The organism is Lentzea sp. DG1S-22 (genome assembly GCF_036321065.1).
GTDB classification, from domain to species: domain Bacteria; phylum Actinomycetota; class Actinomycetes; order Mycobacteriales; family Pseudonocardiaceae; genus Lentzea; species Lentzea jiangxiensis.
The window spans coordinates 4,618,761-4,642,928 of record NZ_CP143276.1; the positions used below are offsets into that span (position 1 = coordinate 4,618,761).

Annotated in this window: 21 protein-coding genes; 14 read left to right on the forward strand and 7 right to left on the reverse strand. The window is 71.0% G+C overall.

Annotated elements, in window-relative coordinates:
• The first annotated feature begins 8 nt into the window (after positions 1-8).
• Positions 9-1,544, forward strand: a complete 1,536-nt coding sequence (locus V1227_RS21100) for an amidohydrolase (RefSeq protein WP_329787310.1) — start codon at positions 9-11, stop codon at positions 1,542-1,544.
• Here the strand turns inward: V1227_RS21100 and V1227_RS21105 are convergent.
• The 3 genes from V1227_RS21105 to V1227_RS21115 are packed head-to-tail and all read right to left on the reverse strand — an operon-like array spanning position 1,522 to position 3,110.
• Positions 1,522-1,833 carry an ArsR/SmtB family transcription factor gene (locus tag V1227_RS21105; protein WP_329787311.1) on the reverse strand — a complete coding sequence of 104 codons (312 nt, stop codon included), beginning with the start codon at positions 1,831-1,833 and terminating at the stop codon, positions 1,522-1,524. The two genes, V1227_RS21100 and V1227_RS21105, sit on opposite strands and share 23 nt — an antisense overlap.
• Positions 1,830-2,264, reverse strand: a complete 435-nt coding sequence (locus V1227_RS21110) for an SRPBCC family protein (protein ID WP_329787312.1) — start codon at positions 2,262-2,264, stop codon at positions 1,830-1,832. Before V1227_RS21110 ends, V1227_RS21105 begins: the two co-directional genes overlap by 4 nt.
• 36 nt (positions 2,265-2,300) lie before the next feature.
• Positions 2,301-3,110 (reverse strand): hypothetical protein, encoded by an 810-nt coding sequence (locus V1227_RS21115; RefSeq protein ID WP_329787313.1) that lies wholly within the window; start codon positions 3,108-3,110, stop codon positions 2,301-2,303.
• A gap of 152 nt (positions 3,111-3,262) precedes the next feature.
• Here V1227_RS21115 and V1227_RS21120 point away from each other — a divergent pair, with 152 nt between their 5' ends.
• Entirely contained in the window at positions 3,263-4,735 is a 1,473-nt protein-coding gene (locus V1227_RS21120) for a CYTH and CHAD domain-containing protein (RefSeq protein WP_329787314.1), read from the forward strand.
• A gap of 50 nt (positions 4,736-4,785) precedes the next feature.
• Here V1227_RS21120 and V1227_RS21125 read toward each other — a convergent pair whose 3' ends face one another.
• Complete coding sequence (locus V1227_RS21125; protein WP_329794022.1) at positions 4,786-6,006, reverse strand: IS110 family transposase; 1,221 nt, start codon at positions 6,004-6,006, stop codon at positions 4,786-4,788.
• Positions 6,007-6,538: 532 nt separating this feature from the next.
• On the opposite strand from V1227_RS21125, the gene V1227_RS21130 reads away from it, so the two are divergent.
• Positions 6,539-8,017 carry a beta-N-acetylhexosaminidase gene (locus V1227_RS21130; RefSeq protein ID WP_329787315.1) on the forward strand — a complete coding sequence of 493 codons (1,479 nt, stop codon included), beginning with the start codon at positions 6,539-6,541 and terminating at the stop codon, positions 8,015-8,017.
• On the opposite strand, the gene V1227_RS21135 is transcribed toward V1227_RS21130, so the two are convergent.
• Positions 8,014-9,351: an aldehyde dehydrogenase family protein gene (locus V1227_RS21135; protein WP_329787316.1), complete on the reverse strand. Its 1,338-nt coding sequence runs from the start codon at positions 9,349-9,351 to the stop codon at positions 8,014-8,016. The genes V1227_RS21130 and V1227_RS21135 overlap by 4 nt on opposite strands.
• Before the next feature lie 197 nt (positions 9,352-9,548).
• Here V1227_RS21135 and V1227_RS21140 point away from each other — a divergent pair, with 197 nt between their 5' ends.
• Genes V1227_RS21140 through V1227_RS21175 form a run of 8 tightly spaced genes read left to right on the forward strand, consistent with a single transcriptional unit; the run spans position 9,549 to position 15,623 of the window.
• Positions 9,549-10,904 (forward strand): GAF domain-containing protein, encoded by a 1,356-nt coding sequence (locus V1227_RS21140; protein WP_329787317.1) that lies wholly within the window; start codon positions 9,549-9,551, stop codon positions 10,902-10,904.
• A gap of 58 nt (positions 10,905-10,962) precedes the next feature.
• Positions 10,963-12,237 carry an FAD-dependent oxidoreductase gene (locus V1227_RS21145; protein ID WP_329787318.1) on the forward strand — a complete coding sequence of 425 codons (1,275 nt, stop codon included), beginning with the start codon at positions 10,963-10,965 and terminating at the stop codon, positions 12,235-12,237.
• On the forward strand, positions 12,215-12,772 hold the full coding sequence (locus tag V1227_RS21150; RefSeq protein ID WP_329787319.1) for a DUF402 domain-containing protein: 558 nt from the start codon (positions 12,215-12,217) through the stop codon (positions 12,770-12,772). Before V1227_RS21145 ends, V1227_RS21150 begins: the two co-directional genes overlap by 23 nt.
• Positions 12,769-13,356 carry a uridine kinase gene (locus V1227_RS21155; protein WP_329787320.1) on the forward strand — a complete coding sequence of 196 codons (588 nt, stop codon included), beginning with the start codon at positions 12,769-12,771 and terminating at the stop codon, positions 13,354-13,356. Before V1227_RS21150 ends, V1227_RS21155 begins: the two co-directional genes overlap by 4 nt.
• Before the next feature lie 46 nt (positions 13,357-13,402).
• Entirely contained in the window at positions 13,403-13,948 is a 546-nt protein-coding gene (locus V1227_RS21160; RefSeq protein ID WP_329787321.1) for an RNA polymerase sigma factor, read from the forward strand.
• Positions 13,945-14,670, forward strand: a complete 726-nt coding sequence (locus tag V1227_RS21165) for a hypothetical protein (protein WP_329787322.1) — start codon at positions 13,945-13,947, stop codon at positions 14,668-14,670. Before V1227_RS21160 ends, V1227_RS21165 begins: the two co-directional genes overlap by 4 nt.
• Positions 14,671-14,680: 10 nt before the next feature.
• Positions 14,681-14,965, forward strand: coding sequence for a DUF6412 domain-containing protein (locus tag V1227_RS21170; protein ID WP_329787323.1), 285 nt, complete (start codon positions 14,681-14,683; stop codon positions 14,963-14,965).
• A 40-nt stretch (positions 14,966-15,005) separates the two neighbouring features.
• Positions 15,006-15,623 (forward strand): YidC/Oxa1 family membrane protein insertase, encoded by a 618-nt coding sequence (locus V1227_RS21175; protein WP_329787324.1) that lies wholly within the window; start codon positions 15,006-15,008, stop codon positions 15,621-15,623.
• Here V1227_RS21175 and V1227_RS21180 read toward each other — a convergent pair.
• Complete coding sequence (locus tag V1227_RS21180) at positions 15,605-17,122, reverse strand: PucR family transcriptional regulator (RefSeq protein ID WP_329787325.1); 1,518 nt, start codon at positions 17,120-17,122, stop codon at positions 15,605-15,607. The two genes, V1227_RS21175 and V1227_RS21180, sit on opposite strands and share 19 nt — an antisense overlap.
• A 112-nt stretch (positions 17,123-17,234) precedes the next feature.
• Between V1227_RS21180 and pruA the strand changes: the two genes are divergently transcribed.
• The gene (pruA, locus tag V1227_RS21185) at positions 17,235-18,860 is read left to right on the forward strand and encodes an L-glutamate gamma-semialdehyde dehydrogenase (RefSeq protein ID WP_329787326.1); all 1,626 of its coding nucleotides are present in this window, start codon (positions 17,235-17,237) and stop codon (positions 18,858-18,860) included.
• An 88-nt stretch (positions 18,861-18,948) separates the two neighbouring features.
• On the forward strand, positions 18,949-19,872 hold the full coding sequence (locus V1227_RS21190; RefSeq protein WP_329787327.1) for a proline dehydrogenase family protein: 924 nt from the start codon (positions 18,949-18,951) through the stop codon (positions 19,870-19,872).
• Here V1227_RS21190 and V1227_RS21195 read toward each other — a convergent pair.
• Positions 19,859-22,270, reverse strand: a complete 2,412-nt coding sequence (locus V1227_RS21195) for an ATP-binding protein (protein ID WP_329787328.1) — start codon at positions 22,268-22,270, stop codon at positions 19,859-19,861. The genes V1227_RS21190 and V1227_RS21195 overlap by 14 nt on opposite strands.
• 173 nt (positions 22,271-22,443) lie before the next feature.
• Between V1227_RS21195 and V1227_RS21200 the strand changes: the two genes are divergently transcribed.
• Positions 22,444-24,087 (forward strand): bifunctional 3'-5' exonuclease/DNA polymerase, encoded by a 1,644-nt coding sequence (locus V1227_RS21200; RefSeq protein ID WP_329787329.1) that lies wholly within the window; start codon positions 22,444-22,446, stop codon positions 24,085-24,087.
• Positions 24,088-24,168 lie beyond the last annotated feature (81 nt).

The following is a 24,168-nucleotide window of genomic DNA, read 5'->3' on the forward strand; positions in this document are numbered from 1 at the left end:
CTCACCGGGTGGAACTCGACCTGAAGCTGACGGGCTGCCGGGCCATCACGATGGACCCGGCACGTCCCGCCGCGCACACCATCGGCATCTGGCAGGGCCGCATCGCCGGGCTGGACGAGCAGGTCGCGGACCTGCCGGCCGCCGAGACCGTGGACCTCGGCGGCGCCGTGGTGCTCCCCGGTTTCATCGACGCCCACACGCACCTCGCGTGGAACGGCCGTCGCACGATCGACATCACCGGCCTGGCGACCGCGGCCGCCGTCCTCGACCGCCTCGCCGGCGCTCCCGGCACCGGCTGGATCGAGGCGTCCGGCTACGACCGGCGGATCATGGACTCCCCGCTCACGGCCGCCGACCTCGACCGGATCAGCGGCGACAGGCCCGTCTACGTCGCCGACCTGTCCGGGCACGCGTGCGTCGTGAACTCCGCGGTGCTGCGGCGGCTGCCGGAGATCACGAGCGACGGCTGGCTCACCGAGAACGAGCAGCTGGCCGCGCGGACGTTGCGCCTGCCGTACTCGCTCGACGAGATCACCGCCGAGCTGCACGAGAGCGCACGGCAGGTGCTCGCCGAAGGCGTCACGATGTGCGCGGAGGCGGGCATCGGCGCGGGCCTGATCGCCAGCAGCCCGCTGGAGGCCGCCGCGTACCAGCGCGCCCGGCTGCCGATCCGCGTGCAGCTCATGGTGTCCGCGCACGTCCTGCACGACGTCGCCGCCGATCCGGCCGACCGGATCCCGCGCGCGATCGACCTGGGCCTGCACACCGGGTTCGGCGACGACATGCTGTCGTTGGGCGCCATGAAGCTGTGGACCGACGGCGGCATGATCGCGCGCACGGCCGCGTTGACCGAGCCGTACGCGGGCACGGACAACGCGGGTCAGCTCGCCGAGTCCGAGGAGCTCATGCGGGCGGCGATCGTCGACGGGCACCACGCGGGCTGGCAGCTCGCGATCCACGCGATCGGCGACCGCGCCATCGACTTCACCCTGGACGCCGTGGCCGAGGCGCAACGGCAGCGGCCACGCCCGGACGCCCGGCACCGCGTCGAGCACTGCGGCCTGGTCCGCCCCGACCAGCTCGACCGGATCGCGGCCCTGGGGCTGGTTCCCGTCGTGCAGCCGACGTTCCTGCACGCGTACGGCGACGACTACAGCGAGATCATGGGCGAGGAGCGGGCGCCGTGGCTGTACCGCGGCAGGTCGTTCCTCGACCGCGGGATCACCGTCGCGGGCAGCTCGGACCGGCCGGTGGCGGACGGGGCGCCGTTGCGCGCCATCGAGTTCATGGTGCGGCGGCGGTCGTCCGGCGGCCGCGCGGTCGGGCCGGACGAGGCGATCACCGTCGAGGAGGCGATCCACGCCTACACCCTCGGCAGCGCCTACGCGTGCCGCAAGGAGCACGTGCTGGGCAGCCTCACGCCCGGCAAGCTCGCGGACCTCGTGGTGCTCGGCGACGACCCGCGCACGAGCGACGCGATCGCGGACATCCCCGTGCTGGCCACGGTGGTCGGCGGCGCCTTCAGCTTTCAGCGATCTTCTTGATGGCCGCCAGCCTCGCGTCCCACTGGGAGGCGAGGCCGGCCATCCAGGTGGCCGTGGCGTCCAGCGCGCCGGACCGGACGGAGAAGTTGTTCTCCCGGCCGGCGCGTTCGGACGCCACCAGCTCCGCCCTCTCCAGCACGGCCAGGTGCTTCACAATCGCCTGCCTGCTCACCGGCAGCTCGGTCGCGAGCGCCGACGCCGTCACGGCGCCCTTGGCGGCGACCAGGTCGAGGATCCGTCGGCGCATCGGATCGGCGAGCGCGGCCAGCACGTCATCGACCTGACTCACTTCTCCAGGTGCTCCCGCAGCTCGTCGAGTTCGTGGCCCCAGCCGTCGACGTTGCCGGACGCGTACCGCTCCTGCTCCTCCGACGGCAGGTCGAGCTGCGTGAACCCGCTCTCCACGACCCGCAGCAGCGTGCCGCCGTCCTGCGGGACGAGCGTGAACTCGACCAGCGTCGCGTTGCCGGGCACCGGATCCGGCCCGAGCGGACCCGACCAGCGCCACGAGAAGAACGTCTCGGGCTCGACCACCTCGATGATCGCACGCCCGGTGCCGTGCTCGGTCCACGTGAGGGTGACCTCTCCGCCGGGCGCCAGCTCCGACACCGTGGCCCCGGCGTCGCCGAACCACGCGCCGAGGTGCTCGGCCGAGGTCAGCGCGTTCCAGACGCGCGTGGGCGACGCGTTGACCAGCACGTCGCGTTCGATCCGGTCCACCCGCCACCTCCTGCAACCAAGCGGTTGCAAAACAGGCTACTGCAGGTGGAACGTGGCGGCCAGCGTGGTGAGGCGGTCGGTGATGTCGGCGTGGACGTTGGTGCGGCGGACCCAGTTCTCACTGCCCGACGCCGCCGACGGTGCCGCCCCGAGAGGCGAGACGGCGTCCGTGACGCCGTACTCGAGCCGGTACGCGAGCACCGCGATCGCCGACTCCAGCCAGAACGACGGGTCCGGCGTGGGGATCTCGCCCAGGCCGACCCGGAACCACACGGGCATCCGCGCGTACTGCCCGAGCGCCGCGGAGATCCGCCGCGCCGCCGCTTCCCTGATCTCGCCCCGGGCCTTGTCGCCCGCGAGCACGGCCTCGGTGCGCCACTCCTCCCCCGTGGCGTCCTCGTCGGCCGCGAGCCGCTCGGCCGCCCGCCGCGCACCGGCCTCGTTCGCGTTGATCAGCCACTCCATCTGGCGCACCTCGTGCGACAGCGCGTCCCGTTCGAACCGGGGCACCCGCCCACCGTCCAACCTGGACCGGGCCTCGTCCCGCCGGGCCTTGAGCCCGGCGAACTCGAGCACCTCCTGCCTCAGCTCGACCCGCGCGGGGTCGGCGAGGATCTCCTGCTCGGCGTCCCACGCCTTGCGCAGCGCCTCGACCAGCGGCGCGATGTCGCCCGCCACCGCGTCGAGGTCGGCCAGCGGCCCGTCCCCGGCACCGGACAGCCGCCGCTCGAGCACCGTGAGCCGGGCCGTGACGCGCTCGAGCTCCGCCGTGAGCTGACCGACGTGGCTGATCAGGGTCGCGACCTGCGGCTCGACCGCGTCGAGCCGTTCCTTCTCCGTGGGCACGCGACCAGCGAACCGGACCAGGGCGACCCCGCCAAGGCGGTGACCACCTTTTGCACGCATTAGAGACGCACTTCCGCCCGACCGAGGAACCCAGCTCTCACGCACCGTCACGACCATGCGTGAACTGGTGCAAAACGAGGTATTAATGACAAATGGCGACCTCTACGACGGAGACCGAACGCAAGTACGAGGCCCCATCGGACGCGAGTCTGCCGGACCTCACCGAGATCACCGGCGTGGCCGCCGGCCCGGAGGAGTTCGACCTCGAAGCCACGTACTTCGACACGGACGACTACCGGCTGGCCCGCGCCGGCGTGACCCTGCGCAGGCGCGTCGGCGGCGCGGACGAGGGCTGGCACCTGAAGCTCCCGGCGGGTGAGGACTCCCGCGAGGAGCTCCGCGTCCCCCTGGACCGCGCGACGAAGAAACCCCCGGCAGACCTCACCTCCCTGGTCCGTGCCCACACGAGGGGCAACGACCTCGCCCCGGTCGCCGAGATCCGCACCAACCGCCGCCGCTGGCAGCTGACCAACGGCACCGGCGAAATGCTCGCCGAGGTCGTCGACGACGTCGTCACCGCGCAAACCCTGGGCTCCTCGACCACCACCAGCTCGTGGCGCGAGATCGAGGTCGAGCTGGGCGAGAGCGGCGACCGCGAGCTCCTCGACACCGTGGAACGCCACCTGGGCGACGCGGGCATCGTCCGGTCGTCCTCGAAGTCCAAGCTCTCCCAGGTGATCGGCGTCCGGCGCGACTCCGGCCCCACCCTCGGCAAGAAGCCGACGGCGGGCGACGTGGTCCTCGCCTACCTCTACGAACAACGCGCGGCCCTGCAGAACCAGGACCCGCGAGTCCGCCGCAACGAACACGACGCCGTCCACCAGATGCGGGTGGCCACCCGCCGCATGCGCTCGGCGCTGCAGGCCTTCGGCAAGATCGTGGACCGGGAACGAACCCGAGCCCTCACCGACGAACTGAAGTGGCTCGCCGGGGTCCTCGGCACCTCCCGAGACCTGGAAGTGCTCCGCAAGCGCTTCGAAGAGGGCCTCCACGCCCTCCCGCCGGAACTGGTGCTCGGCGACGTCGCAGCTCGCCTGACGCGACACTTCGCCCCGCTGGAAGCCAAGGCGCACAACGACTCCGTGGCGGCGCTCGACAGCGAGCGCTACTTCGCGCTCCTCGCGAGCATCGACACCCTCCTGACCGAGCCACCCCTGACCGCCAAGGCCTCGGGCAAGGCCAAGGACGTCCTCCCCGGCCTGGTGGAAAAGGCCCGCCACCGCCTCGACGTCCGCGTGGAAGCGGCCCTGGCCACCACCGACAGCGACGAACCCCTGCACGAGGCCCGCAAAGCGGCCAAACGCCTCCGCTACTCGGCCGAGGTGGCCGAACCGGCCCTGGGCAAGCACGCCAAGGCCCTCCGCAAGCGGGCCAAGGACGTCACCACCCTGCTGGGCGACCACCAGGACTCGGTGGTGGCCCGCCCGGTGCTCCTGGACCTCGGCAGGGGCGACGAGAACGGCTTCACCTTCGGCCTGCTGTACGGCAAAGAGGTGGAGCTGGCGCACAAGACGGAAGCAGACCTCCCCGCCCTGTGGCGCAAGCTGAGCAAGGAACACCTCTAGCCACGAGCCCCACGTCCGCGATGCCGAAGACATCCCAGTTGCCAGGGGTGTCAAGCGGCTGCGGCGGTGTGGTGTGCCCAGGCGGTGTGTTCGTTGTAGGTGGTGCGGGTTTTGAGGCAGCCGTGCAGGATGCCGACCAGGCGGTTGGCGAGCTGGCGCAAGGCGGCGTTGTGGCTGCCGCCTCGGGCGCGTTGCTGCTGGTAGTAGGCGCGGGCGCCGGGGCTGACCCGCATGGCGACGAAGGCCTGGGCGATCAGGGCGTCGAGCAGCCGGTCGTTATGGACGTGCCGGGCCGCGATGGTGCGTTTCTTGCCGGAGGCGATGGTGATCGGGCTGGTGCCGGCGTAGTTCTTGCGCGCCTTGGCGCTGGCGTAGCGAGTGGGGTCGTCTCCGAACTCGGCGAGCACCCGAGCGCCGAGAACGCGTCCCATCCCGGGTTGGGACAGGATGATCTCAGCGTCCGGGTGCCGGCCAAAATGGGCCTCGACCTCGCGCTGCAGGCCGGTGATCTGCTCGGCCAGCGTGGCCAGGATCGCGATCGTGGCGCGGGTCGCCGCCGCATAGGCGGCCGTCACCACCGGCGGCTGTCCGAGGTGTTCGGCGCGCAGCGCGGCCTGGATCTCGGCGGCCCTGGTGTCGACGTCCCGACGCCGGGCCCGCGCCAACGAGCCGCGGATCTGGTTGAACGACAACCTCTTCGCGGTGTCCGGATCGGCTGCCCGGCCCAGCAGCTCCAGCGTGTCCGGCGCGTCCAGATCGGTGAACGCCGCAAGCGCAGCGGGGAAGTACTCGCGCAACGAATGCCGCAACCGCAGCGTGTGACGGGTCCGATCCCAGATCAACGTCTTGTGCACCCGCGCCACGACCTTGATGCCCTCGGCCTCGGCCGAATCACCCGCGACCGGACGCAACTGGTGCGCGTCGGTGCGGACCATGTCCGCCAGCACATGCGCGTCCCCCGCATCGCTTTTCGCGCCCGACACCTGATACCGGTCCCGAAACCGCGCCACCGACAACGGATTCACCGCGAACACCGCATACCCAGCGGCGACCAGCGCGGCCACCCACGGACCCCGGTCGGTCTCGATCCCGACCCGCACCTGCACATCCCCCACATCGGCATCACCCGAGTGCTCGGCGATCAACGCGTGCAACCGCGCCATCCCCGCCACCCCCTCGGGCAACCGGGCCTTCGCCAGCCTGCGTCCGCCAGCGTCCATCACCTCGACATCGTGATGATCCTCAGCCCAGTCATCACCCACCAGCAGCAGCATCTCACCCTCCCGACTCACACCTCATCAGCAGCAACGGGAGAACCATCAGCGACCTAATGAACAGTGCTCACACCAGCCGGTGGGCACGACATCCCAGCAGCGATCCCGTTCTCCCGGCACCGGCGAGGGCACGATCTTCGGCAAGGACTCACAGTCCAGGCGAGCCGAGTGCTCACCCACCAGCGCTACCAGAACCGAGCCTGCCAGACGACCGGCTCAGCACTCATTAGGCGAGCCCCGGCGAAGACGAAGCCGAGCCGTCCTTCAAGGCACTCCGGGTGGGGTGGCTTCGTCACGAGTCATGACACCTCTCCTTGGTGTGGCCCGCTCCTGGCTCGACTCGTGACGAAGCCACCCCGCCAACGCAAGCACCAACGCAACAGCAAGCCGCCCAACTCACCAGGCGTGCCATCAACCCGCGACCGGCGCCGGCCCAGGCTTTTGACCAGATCGGCGGGGTCCGGGGCGGAGCCTCGAGCGGTAAACAGGAACCCGCCACCCGAACCCAGCCACAACAGGAGCGCCCAAGGTGACCCAAAGCCCCCTGCCCCACCTGGTCCCCCACCCGGTGGAGGTCACCCCATCCCAAGGCACCCACACCCTCGCACCGGACACCACCATCCAGGCCACCGCAGCCGCCGGAGAACCGGCACAGCGCCTGGCGGAAATCCTCCGCCGCTCGACAGGTTTCGCACTGCCGATCAACGACACCACCGGCAGCATCCGCTTCACCGACGGCGCAGCCGAGGAGCAAAGCACCGAGGGCTACCAGCTGGACGTGACCTCGGAAGCAATCACCATCAGGGCCAACTCCCCGGCCGGCCACTTCAACGCGATAGCCACCCTGCGCCAACTCCTCGACCCCAGAATCGAAGCCCGGTCACGACAGCAAGGCCCCTGGCAGATCCCCGCGGTCAGCATCCGGGACCACCCCAGGTACCACCACAGGGGCGCGATGCTGGACGTGGCAAGGCACTTCTTCACCCCCGCCGAGGTCGAGCGCTACATCGACCAGATCGCGGCCTACAAGATCAACTACCTCCACCTGCACCTGACCGACGACCAGGGCTGGCGCCTGGAGATCAAGAGCTGGCCCGACCTGACCAGGACGGGCGGCTCGACGGAGGTGGGCGGCCGAACCGGCGACCTCCACTACACGCAGGCCGAGTACGAGGACCTGGTCGAGTACGCGGCGAACCGCGGCATCACGGTGATCCCGGAGATCGACGTGCCGGGCCACACCAACGCGGCCCAGGCCAGCTACCCGGAGCTGAACGACGACGACAGGGCCAAGCCCCACTACACCGGCACGGACGTGGGCTTCTCATCCCTGGCCATCCACAAGGACGTCACCTACACCTTCGTGGAAGACGTCATCCGGGAAGTAGCCGCGCTGACTCCGGGCCCGTACCTCCACATCGGCGGCGACGAAGCCCTTTCCACCTCGGAGGAGGACTACGCGACCTTCATGGCGCGTGTGCTCCCCCTGGTCAAGAAGTACGGCAAGACGGCCATCGGCTGGCACGAGTTCATCAAGACCAGCGACGACCCGGCGACGATCCCGCAGTTCTGGGCCACCACGACGACCGACGACGACGTGGCCGCGGCAGCACGACGCGGCCACAAGGTCCTGATGTCCCCGGCCAACCGCGTCTACCTGGACATCAAGTACGACGACACCATGCCCCTGGGCCTCGTCTGGGCGGGCTTGGTCGACGTCAGGGACACCTACGACTGGAACCCCGGAGCCTACCTGGAGGGCGTGTCCGAGGAACACGTCCACGGCGTCGAAGCTCCACTGTGGACGGAAACCGTCACCACCTCGGCGGACGTCGAGCACATGGCGTTCCCCAGGCTCGCCGCGGCGGCCGAACTCGCCTGGGCCCCGGCCGAGGTCCACGACTGGGAGGCGTTCGCCCCGCGCCTGGCCGCCCAGGCCGAGCGCTGGAGGGTCCAGGGCGTCAACTTCCACCCCAGTCCCCAGGTCCCCTGGCCCCAGCAGGACTAGAAGTAGCCCTGCCCGTGGTCGGAGTAGCTGACGACCAGGTGCTTGACGCGGCGGTACGCGGCGAGCGCGGTGGTGTTCGCCGGGTACGCGTAGTAGTTGTTGACCCACACCCGCTCGGCGCGCAGGTCCCGGCCCACGTTGTGCGCCAACGCGATGTCACGGCACCAGATGCCGGCGCCGAGCTGGGCGGCGGCCTCGTTGGCGATCTTCAGGGCGTCGTCGCGGTCGTCGAACCTCGTCACGGACACGACGGGGCCGAGCACGTCGTCGGCGAACACGGACGAGCGGTGGTCGCCCTCGAAGATCGTCGGCTGGACGTAGTGGCCGTCGGCCTCGCCGCCGGTCACCAGGCGGGCGCCCTCGGCCTTGCCGCGCTCGACGTACGCGAGCACCCGATCGCGCTGCGCGAGGCTCACGACGGCGCCGACCATGGTGTCCGTGTCGAGCGGGTCACCCAGCTTCAACGCCTGCGTGCGCTCGGTGGCGAGGTGCAGGAACTCCTCGTGGACGGCGGACTGGAGCAACGCGCGCGACGGGGCCGTGGCGATCTCGCCCTGGTTGGCCGCGAACATCGCGAAGCCCTCGAGGGCCTTGTCGAGGAAGCCGTCGCGGCGCGCCGTCACGTCGGAGAAGAAGATGTTCGGGCAGCGGCCGGACGTCGCGGGGTGGTCGCCGGAGCCGGTGACGACGTTGACGACGCCGGGCGGCAGCAGGTCGGCGATCACGTCGATCAGGACGTGGACGGACGCCGGCGTCTGCAGGGCGGGTTCCAGGACGACGGCGTTGCCGGCGGCCAGGGCGGGTGCGAGCACGCGGCAGGCGTTCATCAGCGGGAACGTCCACGAGATGCGCTCGTGGACGACGCCGAGCGGCTGGAACGAGCGGTAGTCGCAGGTGTCGCGGCCGAGCTGCTCGACCTCGCCGACCTCGGCGCGGACGACGGCGGCGTACTGGCGGAAGAGCTCGATCAGCATCGGCACGTCGGCGACCAGGGCCTCGCGCACGGGCTTGCCGTTGTCCCAGGTCTCGGCGACGGCGAGCTCGGTCGCGTGCTCCTCGATGCGGTCCGCGATCTCGCACAGCACGGTGGCGCGCTCTCGCGCCGTGGTGTTCCCCCACGCCTGTGCGGCGCCACTGGCGGCGTGCAGCGCGCGGGCCCGATCCGCATCGGTCCCGCGTGCGACCTCGGTGAACACCTCGCCGGTCACCGGCGTGACGTTCTCGACGTACTCACCGGACACGGGCGCCACGTGGTCGCCGCCGATGAAGTGGTCGTACCTCGGCCGGTACGCGACCACGCTGCCGGGCTGACCCGGTGCCGCGTACTGCGTCATTCTCAGCTCCTGCCAGAAGATGGCCCACTGCGGGACTGTGGTGGGGAAAATGAGAAAGTAGGCAGCAGTACGTTGCATGCCCGTTGCAAGCCGTGGATGGATCAGTGGCCCACGAACCTGGGCAACACGCACTGTTGCTGAGTCGCGTCAGAGATGCCGTGTTGAGTGGTACTCGCACGGTTGATTTGCCACGCTCAGTGATTTCCGCGTCGTGGCAGCGGTCACTCGCCGCGAACGTCGACCCCGACCTGCACACCGCGCCGACCGTGTTCGCCGCCGACGAGCTGCCCGATCTGCGCGAACGCCACCCGCTGCACCCGACGCTGCCGCTGCTGCGCGAGACGCTGCTCGGTTTCGCCGAGGAAGCCAAGCACATCATGATCGTCGCGGACGCGCAGGGCCACATCCTGTGGTGCGAGGGCTCGAAGGACACCCGCGGCAGCGCCGAGGACGTCGGCCTGGCGGCGGGGACGCTCTGGTCGGAGGGTGCCGCGGGGACGAACGGCATGGGCACCGCGCTCGCGGTGAACTCGCCCGTCACGGTCCACTCGGCCGAGCACCTGGTGCGGACGTACCACCACTGGACGTGCGCGGCGAGCCCCATCCGCGATCCCGACACGGGGACCACGATCGGGGTCGTCGACCTGAGCGGTCCGATCGAGACCGTGCACCCCTCGATGGTGGCGCTGGTGTCGGCGTCGGCCCGGCTCGCGGAGTCGGAGATGCTCGCGCGGATGCACGCGCAGGACGAGGAGCTGCGGTCGCGCAACATGCGGCACCTGATCGCGCTGCGCGGTGAGCCGGGCGCGCTGCTCAGCCCCACCGGGAGGGTCGTCGCGGTCGAGCCGTACGGGCTGCTGCCGTCGCGCGTCGACGTCTCCGCGGACAGGGTGCGGCTGCCCGACGGCCGCGAGGCGGTCCTCGAACCGCTCGCCCAGGGCTACCTGCTGCGCATCCCCCGTCAGCGCCACGTCCGGCGCAGCGTGCTGTCGCTGTCGTTCCTGCTGCCGGAGCCGAAGGTCGTGCTGGACGGCCGCGAGGTGCCGATCTCGTTGCGGCACGCCGAGATCCTGTGCGCGCTGACGTTGCACGGCCGGCTGTCCGCCGACCAGCTCGCGCTGCGCCTGTACGGCGAGCGCGGCAACCCCACGACCGTGCGCGCCGAGCTGCACCGGCTGCGCGCCCAGCTGGGCACCGACGTGCTCGCGACCAGGCCGTACCGGCTCACCGCCGACGTCGAGACCGACTTCCTGGCGGTGCGGGCCGCGTTGAAGGACGGCGACGTGCCGCTGGCCGCGAGCAGGTACCGCGGGTCGCTGCTGCGCCGCTCGGAGGCGCCCGTCGTGCTGGCCGAGCGGGACGACCTCGCGACCGGCGTGCGCACGGCGGTCCTGGCGCGTGGCGACGCGAACGCGTTGTGGACGTTCACCCAGACCGACTCGGGAGAGCACGACGTCGAGGCGCTGGAACAGCTGGTGAGGCTGTTGCCGCCGGACGACGTGCGGCTCGCCATCGCCACCGCCCGGCTGAGGAGACTCAGTCAGGACGATTGACAAGACTCTCAACCCCTGAATATCTTTCTCGCTAAGATACTTGGCGAGGGGGATTCTCATGCGCGTACTGATCATCGGAGCGGGGACCGGTGGCCTGTGCCTGGCGCACGGGTTGAAGAAGGCCGGCGTGGACGTCGCGGTGTTCGAACGCGACCGCACACCGCGCAGCATGCTGATCGGCTACCGGGTCGGGATAAGCCCGGACGGCAGCAAGGCGTTGCACAGCTGCCTGCCGCCGGAGGTGTTCGCCGAGTTCGTCCGCACCACGGCCCGGCCGCCGAAGCACATCGTCATGCGGACCGAGAAGTACCGGGAACTGCTGACCGGCGACATCGACACGAACGTCGACGACAGCCGCAGCGAGAAGTCCGTGAGCCGGATCGCGATGCGCACGGCACTGCTGGGCGGACTGGACGACGTCGTGCGGTTCGACAAGACGTTCCGGCACTACAGCCAGAACGACGACGGCACCGTCACCGCCCACTTCGACGACGGCACCTCCGCGACCGGTGACGTCCTGGTCGGCGCGGACGGCGCGCAGTCGAAGGTGCGCAGGCTGCGCCTGCCGCACGCCGAGGTGGTCGACACCGGCATCACGTCGATCGCGGGCAAGCTGCCGCTGACCGAGGAGAACGCGAAGCTGCTGCCACCGCTGGCCGACGGCGGGATCACGCTGGTGTTCGGGCCGCGCGGCGAGTTCGTGATCATCCACGTGATGCGCTTCGACGGCACCGGCGTCGAGGACGACTACATCATGTGGGGCTACGCGGCGGCGCACGGGAGGTTCCCGGACATGGAGGGCATGAGCCAGGCCGAGCTCAAGCACGTCGTGCTGACCCTGACGCCGAGGTTCCACCCGGACCTGCGCAGGCTGTTCGCGCTGGCGACGCCCGAGACCGTGTTCCAGATCAAGGTCCGCACGTCCGAGCGGCTGCGGCCCTGGGAGCCCGGCAACGTCACGATGATCGGCGACGCGGTGCACCTCATGACCCCCGGCCGCGGCATCGGTGCGAACACGGCGCTGCGGGACGCGGAACTGTTGTCCCGCAAGCTCGCCGAGGCCCACCGCGGCAAGGACGTGGTGCAGGCGATCGGCGAGTACGAACGCGAGATGGTCGAGTACGGGTTCCGGGCCGTGGAGGCGTCGCGCGAGATGATGGACGGCACCAGCCTGGCCCACAAACCCGTGATCGGACGGGTCGTGGCGGCGTTCTCGCGGACGTTCCTGCGGGTGACCGACGTCGTGCCGCCGCTCAAGCGGAGGATGATGGCCGAGGACGCGGCCGAGCGTGATCACGTAAGTTCTGGCCATGAGGTTGTTCGCGCCGGGTGAGGTCGTGGTGCGGCGCGAGGTGCTGCACGGCAAGGTCTGGTCGGAGATGCCGACCAGGGTCGTCGTCGACGAGCCGGGGCTGCTCGCCGTGTTCGTGGAGCCGGGCACGAAGCTCACCTACCCGAGCCACCACCACCCGCACCCGTGGGACAAGCCGGACCGCGGCTTCTGGCGCGGTCACGGCAAGCTCATGCTGCACCGCCCTCAGGACGCCTACTCCGTCGACCTGTTCTGGAAGGGCGAGGACAGGGTCTTCGGCAACTACTACCTGAACCTGCAGGCGCCCTACCGCCGCGTCGACGACGGGTTCGAGACGCTCGACCACGCCCTCGACTACACCGTCGCCCCGGACGGCACCTGGCAGCAGCGCGACCTCGACGAGTTCGAGGAGCAGGTCGCGTCGGGCAAGTACTCCGCCGGGGAGGCCGAGGAGATCCGGGCCGAGGCCGTGAAGATCGAGGAGATGCTGGTGTCCGGTGAGGTCTGGTGGGACCCGGCCTGGGCGGACTGGCAACCGGAAGCGGTGTGGCGGTGAAGGTCCGGCCGCTGACCTTCGACACGCTCGTCGCCGAGATCGCCGGCCGGGTGTCGGAGCTCGACGGACGGGTGCGCGTCCTGGTCGACGGCGCCCCCGCCGCCGCACCGGGCGAGCTCGCGGACGCCGTCGTCGAACCCCTGCGGGCCCTGGGTCGTGCGGTGCGGCGGGTGTCCCTGCAGGACTTCCTGCGGCCGGCGTCGGTGCGGCTGGAGCACGGCCGCACCGACTCGTACTCGTACCGGCACGACTGGTTCGACTACCAGGGCCTGCAACGCGAGGTGCTCGACCCGGCGGTGCAGGGCAGGGTGCTGCCGTCGCTGTGGAACGCCGCCACCGACCGGGCGAGCCGCGCCGAGTACGTCGACCTGCCGGAGAACGGCGTCGTGCTCGTGGACGGCACCCTGATGCTCGACCGGTGGCTGCCGGCCGAGCTGACCGTGCACCTGTGGCTCTCCCCCGGCGCGTTGAAGCGCAAGACGGCCGAGGAGTGGACGCTGCCCGCGTTCGACGACTACGACCCGGTGGCGGACCTCTTCGTGCGCTACGACCACCCCGAACGGCCCGGTCTCGTCGAGTCGTGAACCGAACACCTCTCTGCGGACATGAGCGGAGCAGAGAGGAGGGTCCGTGACCGACGAAGAACTCTGGGGGCAGGTCCGGGCCGGCGTGAGCGAGGCGTTCGGGCTCCTGTTCGAACGCCACGCCCAGGCCGTGTTCGCCTACTGCCTGCGCCGCACCGGTACGTGGGCGGTCGCCGAGGACCTGGTGTCCGTGGTGTTCATGGAGACGTGGCGCAAACGCACGTCCGTGACGGTCGAGGAGTCCCTGCTGCCGTGGCTGTACACCGTCGCACTGGGTGTCACCCGCAACCACCAACGCGCCCGCACGCGGTACAAGGCCGCGCTTGGCAAGGTTCCGCCGCAGCACGCGGACGACGACCACGCCGATGACGTCGCACGGCGGGTGGACGCCGAGGCGAGGACGCGGGCGGTGATCGCGGAACTGGAGAAGCTGCCCGCCGGGGACCGGGAGGTGCTGGAGATGTCCGCGTGGTCGGACCTGTCCCAGGCGCAGATCGCCCGGGTGCTCGGCATCCCGGTCGGCACGGTGAAGTCCCGGCTCGCTCGCGCGCAGCGCACCGTGCGTGGCGCTCTGGTTGAGGAGGCGCTGTGAACATCACGCCGGACATCCCGCAGCTGGACCCGATGCGGCTGCAGGTGCGCAAGCACGCCCTGCTGAATGAGATCAGCGCGAAACCGTCCCGGCGGTGGTGGCGCTTCGCGGTGCCCTCCACGGCCCTCGTGGCCGCCGTCGCCGTGGCACTGGTGCTGTGGACGCCGACGAACCAGGACGCCTCCGCGTCGTGGACCGCCGAACCGAGGGCGCCCGGCGACCTGGCGCCCATGATCGCGGCGTGTGGGAAGACGCTCGACCAGATGGACGCGGAGCGCGGACTGGAGGGGCGTCCGGTCTGGCCGGCCCCGCGTGAGGTGGCGGTGACCGACCAGCGCGGCGACATGACGATGGTGGTGTTCACCGGTCCGCAGTCCGAGGCGCTGTGCTGGGGAACACCGAAAGGCGTCGGAATGGGCGCCCACGGCAGCGTCGAGGAACGCGAGCCGCTCGGCGACCGCCTGTTCGCCGACTTCGCCCCGCAGGTCGGCATGACGGAGGTGAGCAGCGGCACCAGCACGACCGTTCTGACCGGCAGGGTGAGCCCGAAGGTCGGCAAGGCGGTCATCGTCACCGAGGACGCGCTGGAGGTGACCGCCAGCCTCGGCAACGGCTGGATCGTCACGTGGTGGCCGAGCCTCGGCAAGCCGAAGGAGGTCAGGCTCTACGACGGAGCAGGCGTCCTCCTGCAGACCGCCCCCGTTCCCGTCAGGTCCAGGTAGTCTGCAAGGCATGTGGCGGCCGGAGACCAAGCAGCGGGCGATGCTCGCGCTCGCGGTCTTCCTGCCCGCCCTCTACGCCTTCACGCTGTTCTCGTCGCCCACCGAGGTCGTCGCGGCCGTGACCGCGCTCGCCCTCGCGTTGATCGTGGTCGTCGCGCTGGTGCCGCTCTCGGTGGCACCGGCGCGGTCGCTCTCGATCCGCGAACGAGCCCAGCGCACGGCACAGCTGCGCCTGCGAAACCCTGACGCCGCAGGCAGGGCCCGTCCCCGAGCACCGGGATGCCGGACGTTCTGACACGTCCGCACGTCCCGACTCAAGACGGAGAACCAACCCCTTGTTCGCTGACCTGGGCGCTGCCCTGGCGAGCTCCGGCACGCCCGCGCTCGCCATCGTCCTGTTCACCATCGTCATGCGGCTCGCGCTGCACCCCCTTTATCGCGCGGCCGTGCGCGGCGAGAAGGCCAAGGCCGAGCTCGCACCCGAGATCCAGAAGCTGCAGAAGAAGTACGGCAAGGACCTGGTGCGGTTCTCGGAGGAGTCGCAGAAGGTCTACAAGCGCAACGGCGTCTCGATGTTCGCGGGCATGCTGCCGATGCTCGCGACCGTCCCGTTCTTCATGGTCGTCTACCAGGTGGTCACGACGCCGAACCCGTTGCTGGAGGGGACGATTTTCGGCGTCTCGCTGAGTGCTCACTTCCTGAGCAGTTTCGCGTGGGTGTTCTTCGTGCTGTTCGGGCTGCTCGCCGTCGTCGCCTACCTGACCGTGAAGTGGCAGCAGTCGCGGATGACCGCCACGCCCCAGCCGGGGTTCATGACGGGACTGGTCAAGGTGCTGCCGTTCGGGACGATCCTGGTGGCGGCCTACCTGCCGCTGGCCGCCGGGCTGTACCTGCTCACCACGACGACGTGGACGATCGCGGAACGGGCGCTGCTCTACCGCATCCTGAGCTGAAGCTGGGCCACGAGCCGCACGAGCGGGTCGTCCAGGTCGAGGCCGCTCTCCTTGGCCCGCTTGAGCCGGTATCTCAACGTGTTCGGGTGCACGTGCAGTTTGTCCGCCGCGGCGCGCACGTCACCCAACGCGTCGAGGTAGGCCAGCAGCGACTTGGCGAGCTCCGGGTCGAGCGCGTCGATGCGCGGGTCCCTGATGCGCGGGTTGTCCTGCAGCAGCGCGAGGATCTCGCTCACGAGGACCTGGGAGCGGACGTCGGCGAGCGTCGCCACCTCGGCGTCGAGGTCGCGGGCCATCGCGTCGAGCACGCGTTCGGCCTCCTGCCGGGAGACCTGCGCGTCGTCCAGTGTGGACACCGTGGAGCCGACGGCCGCCTGGACGGACGTGTGCAGGTGCCGGCGGGCGGTGGTGACGATCTCCCGCGTCAGGTTCAGCAGCTGGGCGTTCGGGGCGAGGTCCGGCAGCAGCACGTAGGTGCGGCCGCCGGACTCGCTGACCAGGGCGCTGCGCCGGTACGCGGCCGCGTGCACGGAGATCAGGCCGGTCATCTCGGCGCGGCGGAGCTCGTGCTCGCTGCGGTCGCCCTCGCCGCCCCGCAGGGCGAACACCACGACCGCGGCGGGCTTGCCGGGGTCGGCGCCGATCTGGCCCGCGACGGTGGCGGCGTCCATCCGCCCTGTGAGCAACGCGGCGAGGAGGTTCTCGCGGAACCTGGACGTGGGCTGGTTGCGCTGCTGGATCAGGTGCGGGGCGGTGACGCGGGCGGCGCCGAGGAGGGCCCGTTCGGCCTGTTCGGTCAGCGGCTGGTCGCCCTCCTGCACCCAGATCGTGCCGAGCGGCTGGGCTCCCGCGTGGATGCCGACCGCGATGCGGCGGCGGATGCCGAGCTCCGGGCGCTCGTCGATCCGCACGACCTCCTCGCCCGAGCGGAGCAGGTTGTAGACGCCCCACTCGCGCAGCATCTTCAGGTACGGCTCCGGGCCCTGGCGGCCGAGGATCGACAGCCGGCGCAGCTCGTCGACCTCGTCAGAGGAGCGGGAGTAGGCGAGGACGCGGCTCGCGGTGTCCTCGATGCTGACGATCCCGCCGGTCAGGGTGGCAATCGTTTGCGCGAGCGCGAACAGGTCGCCGAGGACCTCACCGTCGTCGGTCGTGGTCGTCAGGACGCTCCGGGCGAGCGACTCCAGGTGGCCCCAGCGGACCTCGGGCCGGACCCCGAGCAACGCCACACCCGCGTCCGTCGCGGCCTGTTCGAGCGCCTGCGAGCTCTCCTTGACCGCCACGGCGGCCGCCTTCGCCCGTCCGGCGGCCCTGATCAGCGGCAGCGCGGCCCGGCCCCGTGCGCCGATGACCAGTGCGAGATCACCGGCCGCCACGTCCGGCGGGTCGTCCGGATCCATGATCACGACATCGCGGACCTCGACCTCCAGGCCGTGGGGCGCGACCTGGAGTTCCACGAGCGGATCGCCGAGCGCGATCAGGAGGTGGCGGAGGCTCATAATTGTTCGATCGTACATCTGACCTGGTGAATCTTGGTCAGTCGGACAACCGAGGCCAGGTCGTGCGGACTTACGGTGTGCGTACCGACGCTGATTCGAAGAGGAGTTGCGAGTGGACGCGGTCACCCAGGTTCCCGCCCCGGTCAACGAGCCGGTCCTGCAGTACGCCCCCGGCACCCCGGAGCGCGCTGAGCTGCAGGCCAAGCTGGCCGAGCTGCAGAAGGAGCCGCTCGAGCTGACGCTGACCATCGGTGGCGAGCAGCGCATGGGTGGCGGCGAGCGGTTCGACGTCGTCCAGCCGCACAACCACCGCTCCGTCCTCGGCACGCTGGCCGGCGCGACCCAGCAGGACACCACCGACGCCCTGCGCGCGGCCCGCGAGGCCGCCCCGGCGTGGCGCGCGATGTCGTTCGACGACCGCGCGGCGATCCTGCTGCGCGCCGCCGACCTGCTCGCCGGCCCGTGGCGCCAGACGCTGAACGCCGCCACGATGCTCGGCCAGTCGAAGACCGCGATCCAGGCGGAGATCGACTCGGCGTGCGAGCTGATCGACTTCTGGCGCTTCAACGTGCAGTTCGCCCGCACCCTGCTGAGCGAGCAGCCGATCTCCTCCCCCGGCGTGTGGAACCGCACCGACCACCGCCCGCTCGAGGGCTTCGTCTACGCGATCACGCCGTTCAACTTCACCGCCATCGCCGGCAACCTGCCGACCGCGCCCGCTCTGATGGGCAACGTCGTGCTGTGGAAGCCGTCGCCCACCCAGTCGTTCGCCGCGCACCTCACCATGCGGCTGCTGGAAGAGGCGGGCATGCCGCCCGGCGTCATCAACCTGCTGCCCGGTGACGGCCTGGCCGTGTCCGAGGTCGCGCTCAACTCCCCCGACCTCGCGGGCATCCACTTCACCGGCTCCACCGCGACGTTCCAGAAGCTGTGGGCGCAGGTCGGCGCGAACATCGCCAACTACCGCTCGTACCCGCGGATCGTCGGCGAGACCGGGGGCAAGGACTTCATCCTCGCGCACCCGTCGGCGGACCCGGACGTGCTGCGCGTCGCGATGATCCGCGGTGCTTTCGAGTACCAGGGCCAGAAGTGCTCCGCCGCGTCGCGCGCCTACGTGCCGCGCTCGGTGTGGAACAAGATCAAGGACCAGTTCCTGGGCGAGGTCGAGGCGCTGACCTACGGCGACGTCACCGACTTCTCGAACTTCGGTGGCGCGGTGATCGACCGCCGCTCGTTCGACAAGCTGTCGGGCGTGCTGCAGGCCGCTCGCGCGGACTCGTCGCTCGAGATCGCCGCCGGCGGCACCGCGGACGACTCGGACGGCTTCTTCGTCCGGCCGACCGTGCTGCTCGGCTCCGACCCGGCGAACTCCGTCTTCACCACCGAGTTCTTCGGCCCGGTGCTCGCGGTCCACGTCTTCGAGGACGCCGACTACCCGACGGTGCTCAAGCAGATGGAGAACGCGGCGCCGTACGGTCTGACCGGGTCGATCATCGCCCGTGACCGCGCCGCCGTGGCGCACGCGCAGGAGGAGCTGCGGTTCGCCGCCGGCAACTTCTACGTCAACGACAAGCCCACCGGTGCCGTCGTGGGCCAGCAGCCGTTCGGCGGCGGCCGCGCGTCCGGCACGAACGACAAGGCGGGGTCGGTCCACAACCTGCTCCGCTGGGTCAGCCCGCGCTCCATCAAGGAGACCTTCGTGGCGCCCACCTCCCACCTCCACCCGCACCAGGGCTAGACCAAGCCCTCTTGAGTGAGGGGAACGTCCTTGCGCCACAAGTGCCCGGACGTTCCCCTCACCTCTCACACCCCGAGGACGTGAACCTATGTTGCGCTCCAGCCTCCTCCTGGCGTCCCGCAGCGCGGGTGCCCGCAAGCTCGTCGAGTCGACGCCGCTGACCCGGCCGGTCGTCGAGCGGTTCGTCGCCGGTGCCGACGTCACCTCCGCGATCCACGCGACCGCCGAGGTGCTCGCGGACGGCCGTCTCGTCACGCTGGACCACCTCGGCGAGGACACCGTCGAGGAGTCGCAGGCCACCGACACGGTCGAGGCGTACCTGACCCTGCTGTCCCGGCTGGAGTCGCACGGGCTCACCGAGGGCGCCGAGGTGTCGGTCAAGCTGTCGGCCGTGGGTCAGTCGCTGCCGGTGGACGGCGAGAAGATCGCGCTGGAGAACGCGCGTCGCATCTGTGCCGCCGCCGCTGTCGTCGGCACGACCGTGACGCTCGACATGGAGGACCACACCACCACGGACTCCACTTTGAGCATCCTGCGCGAGCTGCGCGTGGACTTCCCGTGGGTCGGCGCGGTGCTGCAGGCCTACTTGAAGCGCACCGAGCAGGACTGCCGCGACCTCGCGTACGCCGGATCGCGCGTGCGGCTGTGCAAGGGCGCCTACCAAGAGCCCGCTTCCGTTGCGTACCAGGACAAGCACGACGTCGACCTGTCGTACGTCCGCTGCCTGAAGGTCCTCATGGAGGGCCAGGGCTACCCGATGGTCGCTTCGCACGACCCCCGCCTGATCGCGATCGCGGCCGACCTGGCCTCGGGGCGTTCGAAGGACTCGTACGAGTTCCAGATGCTGTACGGCATCCGGCCCGAGGAGCAGCGCCGCATCGCGTCCGAGGGCAACCGCATGCGCGTCTACGTGCCGTACGGCGACGAGTGGTACGGCTACTTCATGCGCCGTCTCGCGGAGCGTCCGGCCAACGTGGCGTTCTTCGTGCGCTCGCTGCTCACGACGAGCTGAGCGCCTCGACCGTTTCGAGGGCGAACCCCAGTTTCACCGGCTCACCCGCCTCGCGGAGGATCTCGACCGCGCAATGGGTGAGCCGCAGTGCTTTGCCCACCTCGAAGCCCGTCTCCGCGCAGAGCGCCCCGTAGATCGTGAGCGCGTCCGCGTAGCCGGGGTGCCGGTCGAGGTCGAGCCCGGTCAGGTGCCACAGCACCACGGCCGTGTGCGCCGTGTTCCTCGCTTCTTCTTTCCGTTCCGCGGCACGAAGCCGGCACACGTGCTGCTGCACGGCCGAGAGGTAGACCGTGGGCGGGGTCTTCGCCGTGATGGCGCGGCAGACTCCGACGGCGAACTCGGACATCCGCAGGGCACGCACGTGGTGGTCCGATTCGGACAGCCGGCGTGCCGTGTTCTGCAACGCCGGGGCCAGCTCGTCGCCGAAGAACTCGACGAGCTGCGACGGCAGGCGGTGGCAGACGTCGAGGCACTCGTCGGCGGTGTGCAGCGCCTCTCCGTCCTGACCGCGCAGGAGCCGCTGCTCGACGAGCACGGCGAGGGCGACGACGAGGCCGGCCTGGTTGCGGACGAGGTCCTCGGCGACCAGGTCCCGGTACACCTCGACGGCTTCCTCGGCCGCTCCGACGTCACCGACGACCTGGGCCACGGTGAGCAGGGCCGCGCCCACGCCCCTGCGGTCGCCCGTCTCCCGCCAGAGCATCACGGCCTCGCGCGCGGTCAGTGCGGCCTCGACGTCGTCGCCCAGCTCCCGCAACGCCCGGCTGCGCCGCACCAGCGCGTCGGCGAGGCCGGTGCCGAACGTCCCGGGGTTCGCGACGGCCAGGCGCCGGAACAGGTCGACGGCCTCCTTGAGCGTCTCGCTCGCCGCCTCGGCCCTGCCGAGGTCGACGAACATGGTGCCGGCGGTGACGAGGTTGCGGGCGAGCTCGGGTTCGAACCGCGGGTCCTCCTGGGCGAGCACCCGCCAGTTCGCGATCGAGAGCTGCATCGAGTCGGCGGCGTGCTGCTTCCGCCCCTCGACGTGGAAGCGGCGGGCCATCGCGGCGGCGACCCGCGCGAAGTCCGCGCGGAAGAGCGCAGGGTGGTTCGTGGCGAGCTCCTGGAAGAGCAGCGTGGCGCGGCTGATGGCGGTCATCGCGGCCTCGTCGCGGCCGAGCGCCTGGTAGCGGTAGCTGATCTGCTCCAGGGCGGAGGCGAGCTGCGGCACGGTCTCCGGGTCGTCGAGCGCGATCTCGTGCCAGAGCGCGATCGCCTCCTCGGAGACGGCGAGCACCTCGTCGCCCCGCTGGGCGTTGATCAGCCGCAGGCCCAGGTCGCCCAGCGCGTCCGCGAGCAGCGGCCGGTTCTCGCGGTCCCGCTCGACGAGCTCGCGGTAGCACCGCACCTCGGCGCGCGAGGCGTCGACGGACTCCTGGCGCAGGCCGCACAGCATCGTGCGGGCGCTGAGCATCCCGTACATCTCGGCGCGTTCGAGGGTGCCGCCGGCGCGCTCGACCAGCCGCCGGGTGAGGATCGACGGGATCGCGTCGGTGGCGAAGCGCTCGTCGCGGAAGACCTGGCGGGCGATGGCCTCGACGGTGGCGGGCGACCCGATCTCGGCGGCGATCCGGAGGCTGTCGCGGGCCATGTCGCGCACGACCTCGGGCGTGCCCGTGAGGAGCTCGTCGAGCCCAGGCCTCAGGACGGGCCAGCGCAGTGCCGCGCGGGCGAGCAGGTCGGGGTCCGGGCGCTCCGGCGTGGCCACCGCCAGGTGGTCCTCGGCGAGGCGCCCGGTCCTCGGACCGTCGTCGTGCTGGAGCAGCCGGCGGACGAGCTGGGTGCGGTTCACGTCGCACGGGTCACCGCGGACGGCGGTCAGCGCGGCCATGTGCAGGTCGAGGACGGTCTCGTGCGCGATGTTCGGCGGCGGCTCGTCCGGTGCGGTCACGTCGAGCTGCTTGGCGAAGTGCTGGCAGGCCAGCGTGAACGACCCGGTGCGGTCCCCCATCGTCGGGGCGAGCTCGAGGTCGGTCACCTCGTGGTCGAAGTCGGCGATGCGCTGCCGGGTGGAGGACCACCACCAGCCCGTGGTCCGCGCGGCCAGCAGCACCCGCGTGCGCACCGGTCCGTGCCGGAGGGTGTCCTGCAGCTGCGCGAAGACGTCGTTCCACGTCAGGCGGTCGGCGTCGTCGACCACCAGCAGCCGGCCGTGCTCCTCCTCGTCCCAGTGCTCGGCGAAGTGCCGCAGGAGCCTGGTCTTGCCCGCGCCGGCCGGGGCGTGCAGCAGCAGGGACGCCTGGGCGGTGGGGCTGTCGCGCCAGAGCGCGAGCGCGTCCAGTTCTGGTTCTCTGCCGTGGAAGGGGACCACCTGACGGGTGGGATCCAGCAACGCGGCGACGCTGAGTGCTCGGTCCACGCACCCATAGTCGGTCGCGGTTCCGAGGAGGGGTAGGAAGACCACTCCATCGTGGCCTTTTCCCGTTTTTCTCTCACTCCATCGCCCCCTGGCTCGGAGGTAGTCCACCAGCTAGCGGCCGTCGGGTTTCAGCCTGGACTGAAACTGTCGGGGGTCGGTTGCACAATCGGGGTGTGCTGATCGCCCTCGTCCCGGAAGCGGACGGCGCGGGCCGGTGGCAGGAGCTGCACGACGACGGGACGCCCGCCGGTCCGCCGATGCAGGCTCCGTCGCTGGCCTCCGCCGTCGCGTCGCTGGAGCGCGCCCACCGGCCGCGCTGGGTGTGGGCGGACACCTCCGAGGTCTACCCCGCGCTGCTGCGGGCCGGGGTGCGGGTCGACCGGTGCTGGGACCTGCACCTGACGGAGGCGTTGCTGCTCGGCGCCGAGGGCAGGCACCGGGAGCCCCGCGAGCTGCCGGGGGCGCTGGCGCGCGTGCTCGGGCTGCCCGCGCCCGCCGACGTGGGGCCGCCCAAGAAGGACGACGAGCTGACGTTGTTCGGGCCGGAGCCGGTGTCGCTGCCCGGCGACACGGACCCGCTGGCCGCGCTACCGCTGGTTTTCCGCGCACAGCAACGGAATCCGGCGCTGGGGCTGCTGATCGCGGCGGAGTCGGCGTCGGCTCTGGTGGCGGCGGAGATGACGCACCACGGGTTGCCGTGGCGGGAGGACGTGCACGCGAGGCTGCTGGAGGAGGTGCTCGGGCCGCGTCCGGCGCCGGGCGCCCGGCCGAAGCTGTTGCAGGCGCTGGCGGACCAGATCCAGGAGGCGTTCGGCGGCAGGGAGATCAACCCGGACGCGCCGGCCAGCATCGTCCGGGCGTTCTCGCGGGCGGGCGTCGAGGTGCCGTCCGCACGGCGGTGGGTGCTGAAGAAGGTCGACCACCCCGCGGTGGCGCCGTTGCTGGACTACAAGGAGCGCGCCCGGCTGTGGGTGGCGCACGGCTGGTCGTGGCTCGACACCTGGGTTTCGGACGGGCGGTTCCGGCCGGACTACGTCGTCGGGGGCGTGGTCACCGGGCGGTGGGCGTCGCGCGGCGGGGCGGCGTTGCAGATCCCGCGGCTGATGCGGCAGGCCGTGATCGCGGACGACGGCTGGTGCCTCGTGGCGGCCGACGCCTCGCAGCTCGAGCCGCGGATCCTCGCCGCCCTGTCGGGGGACGCGCGGTTGATGGAGGTCTGCGGCGACGACGACCTCTACGCGGCGCTGGCGGAGGACTCGTTCAAGGGTGAGCGGTCGCGCGCGAAGATCGCGATGCTGTCCGCGATGTACGGCGGCACGGCCGGTGAGGCCGGGTCGCTGCTCGCCGTGCTGCGCAAGAGGTTCCCCGTCGCCGTCGGGTACGTGGAGGCGGCGGCGCAGGCCGGCGAGCAGGGCCGGATGGTGCGCACGAGGCTCGGCCGCACCTCGCCCACGCCGTCCGCGGCCTGGCAGGAGCTGACCGGCGGCGCGGACGACTCGGGGGACGTGTCGCGGTCGTCGCGGCAGGCAGCGCGGAACTGGGGGCGGTTCACCCGCAACTTCGTGGTGCAGGGCAGCGCGGCGGACTGGACGGCGGCGTTGCTGGGCGTGCTGCGCACCCGGCTGCCCGCCGACGCGCACCTGGTGTTCTTCCAGCACGACGAGGTGCTCGTGCACTGCCCCCGCGAGGACGCGGACGCCGTGGTGGAGGCGATCGCCCAGGCGGGCCGTGAGGCGACGCGGCTGCTGTTCGGCGAGACATCGGTGCGCTTCCCCATGAACGCGGTGCCCGTGACCTGCTACGCCGACGCGAAGTGAGTCCGAACGAGACTGTGCCGCTTGCGCCGTTGGTCCGAACGGGCGCTTGTTCTTACGCCGTGAGAGCGCTCTCATAAGTGG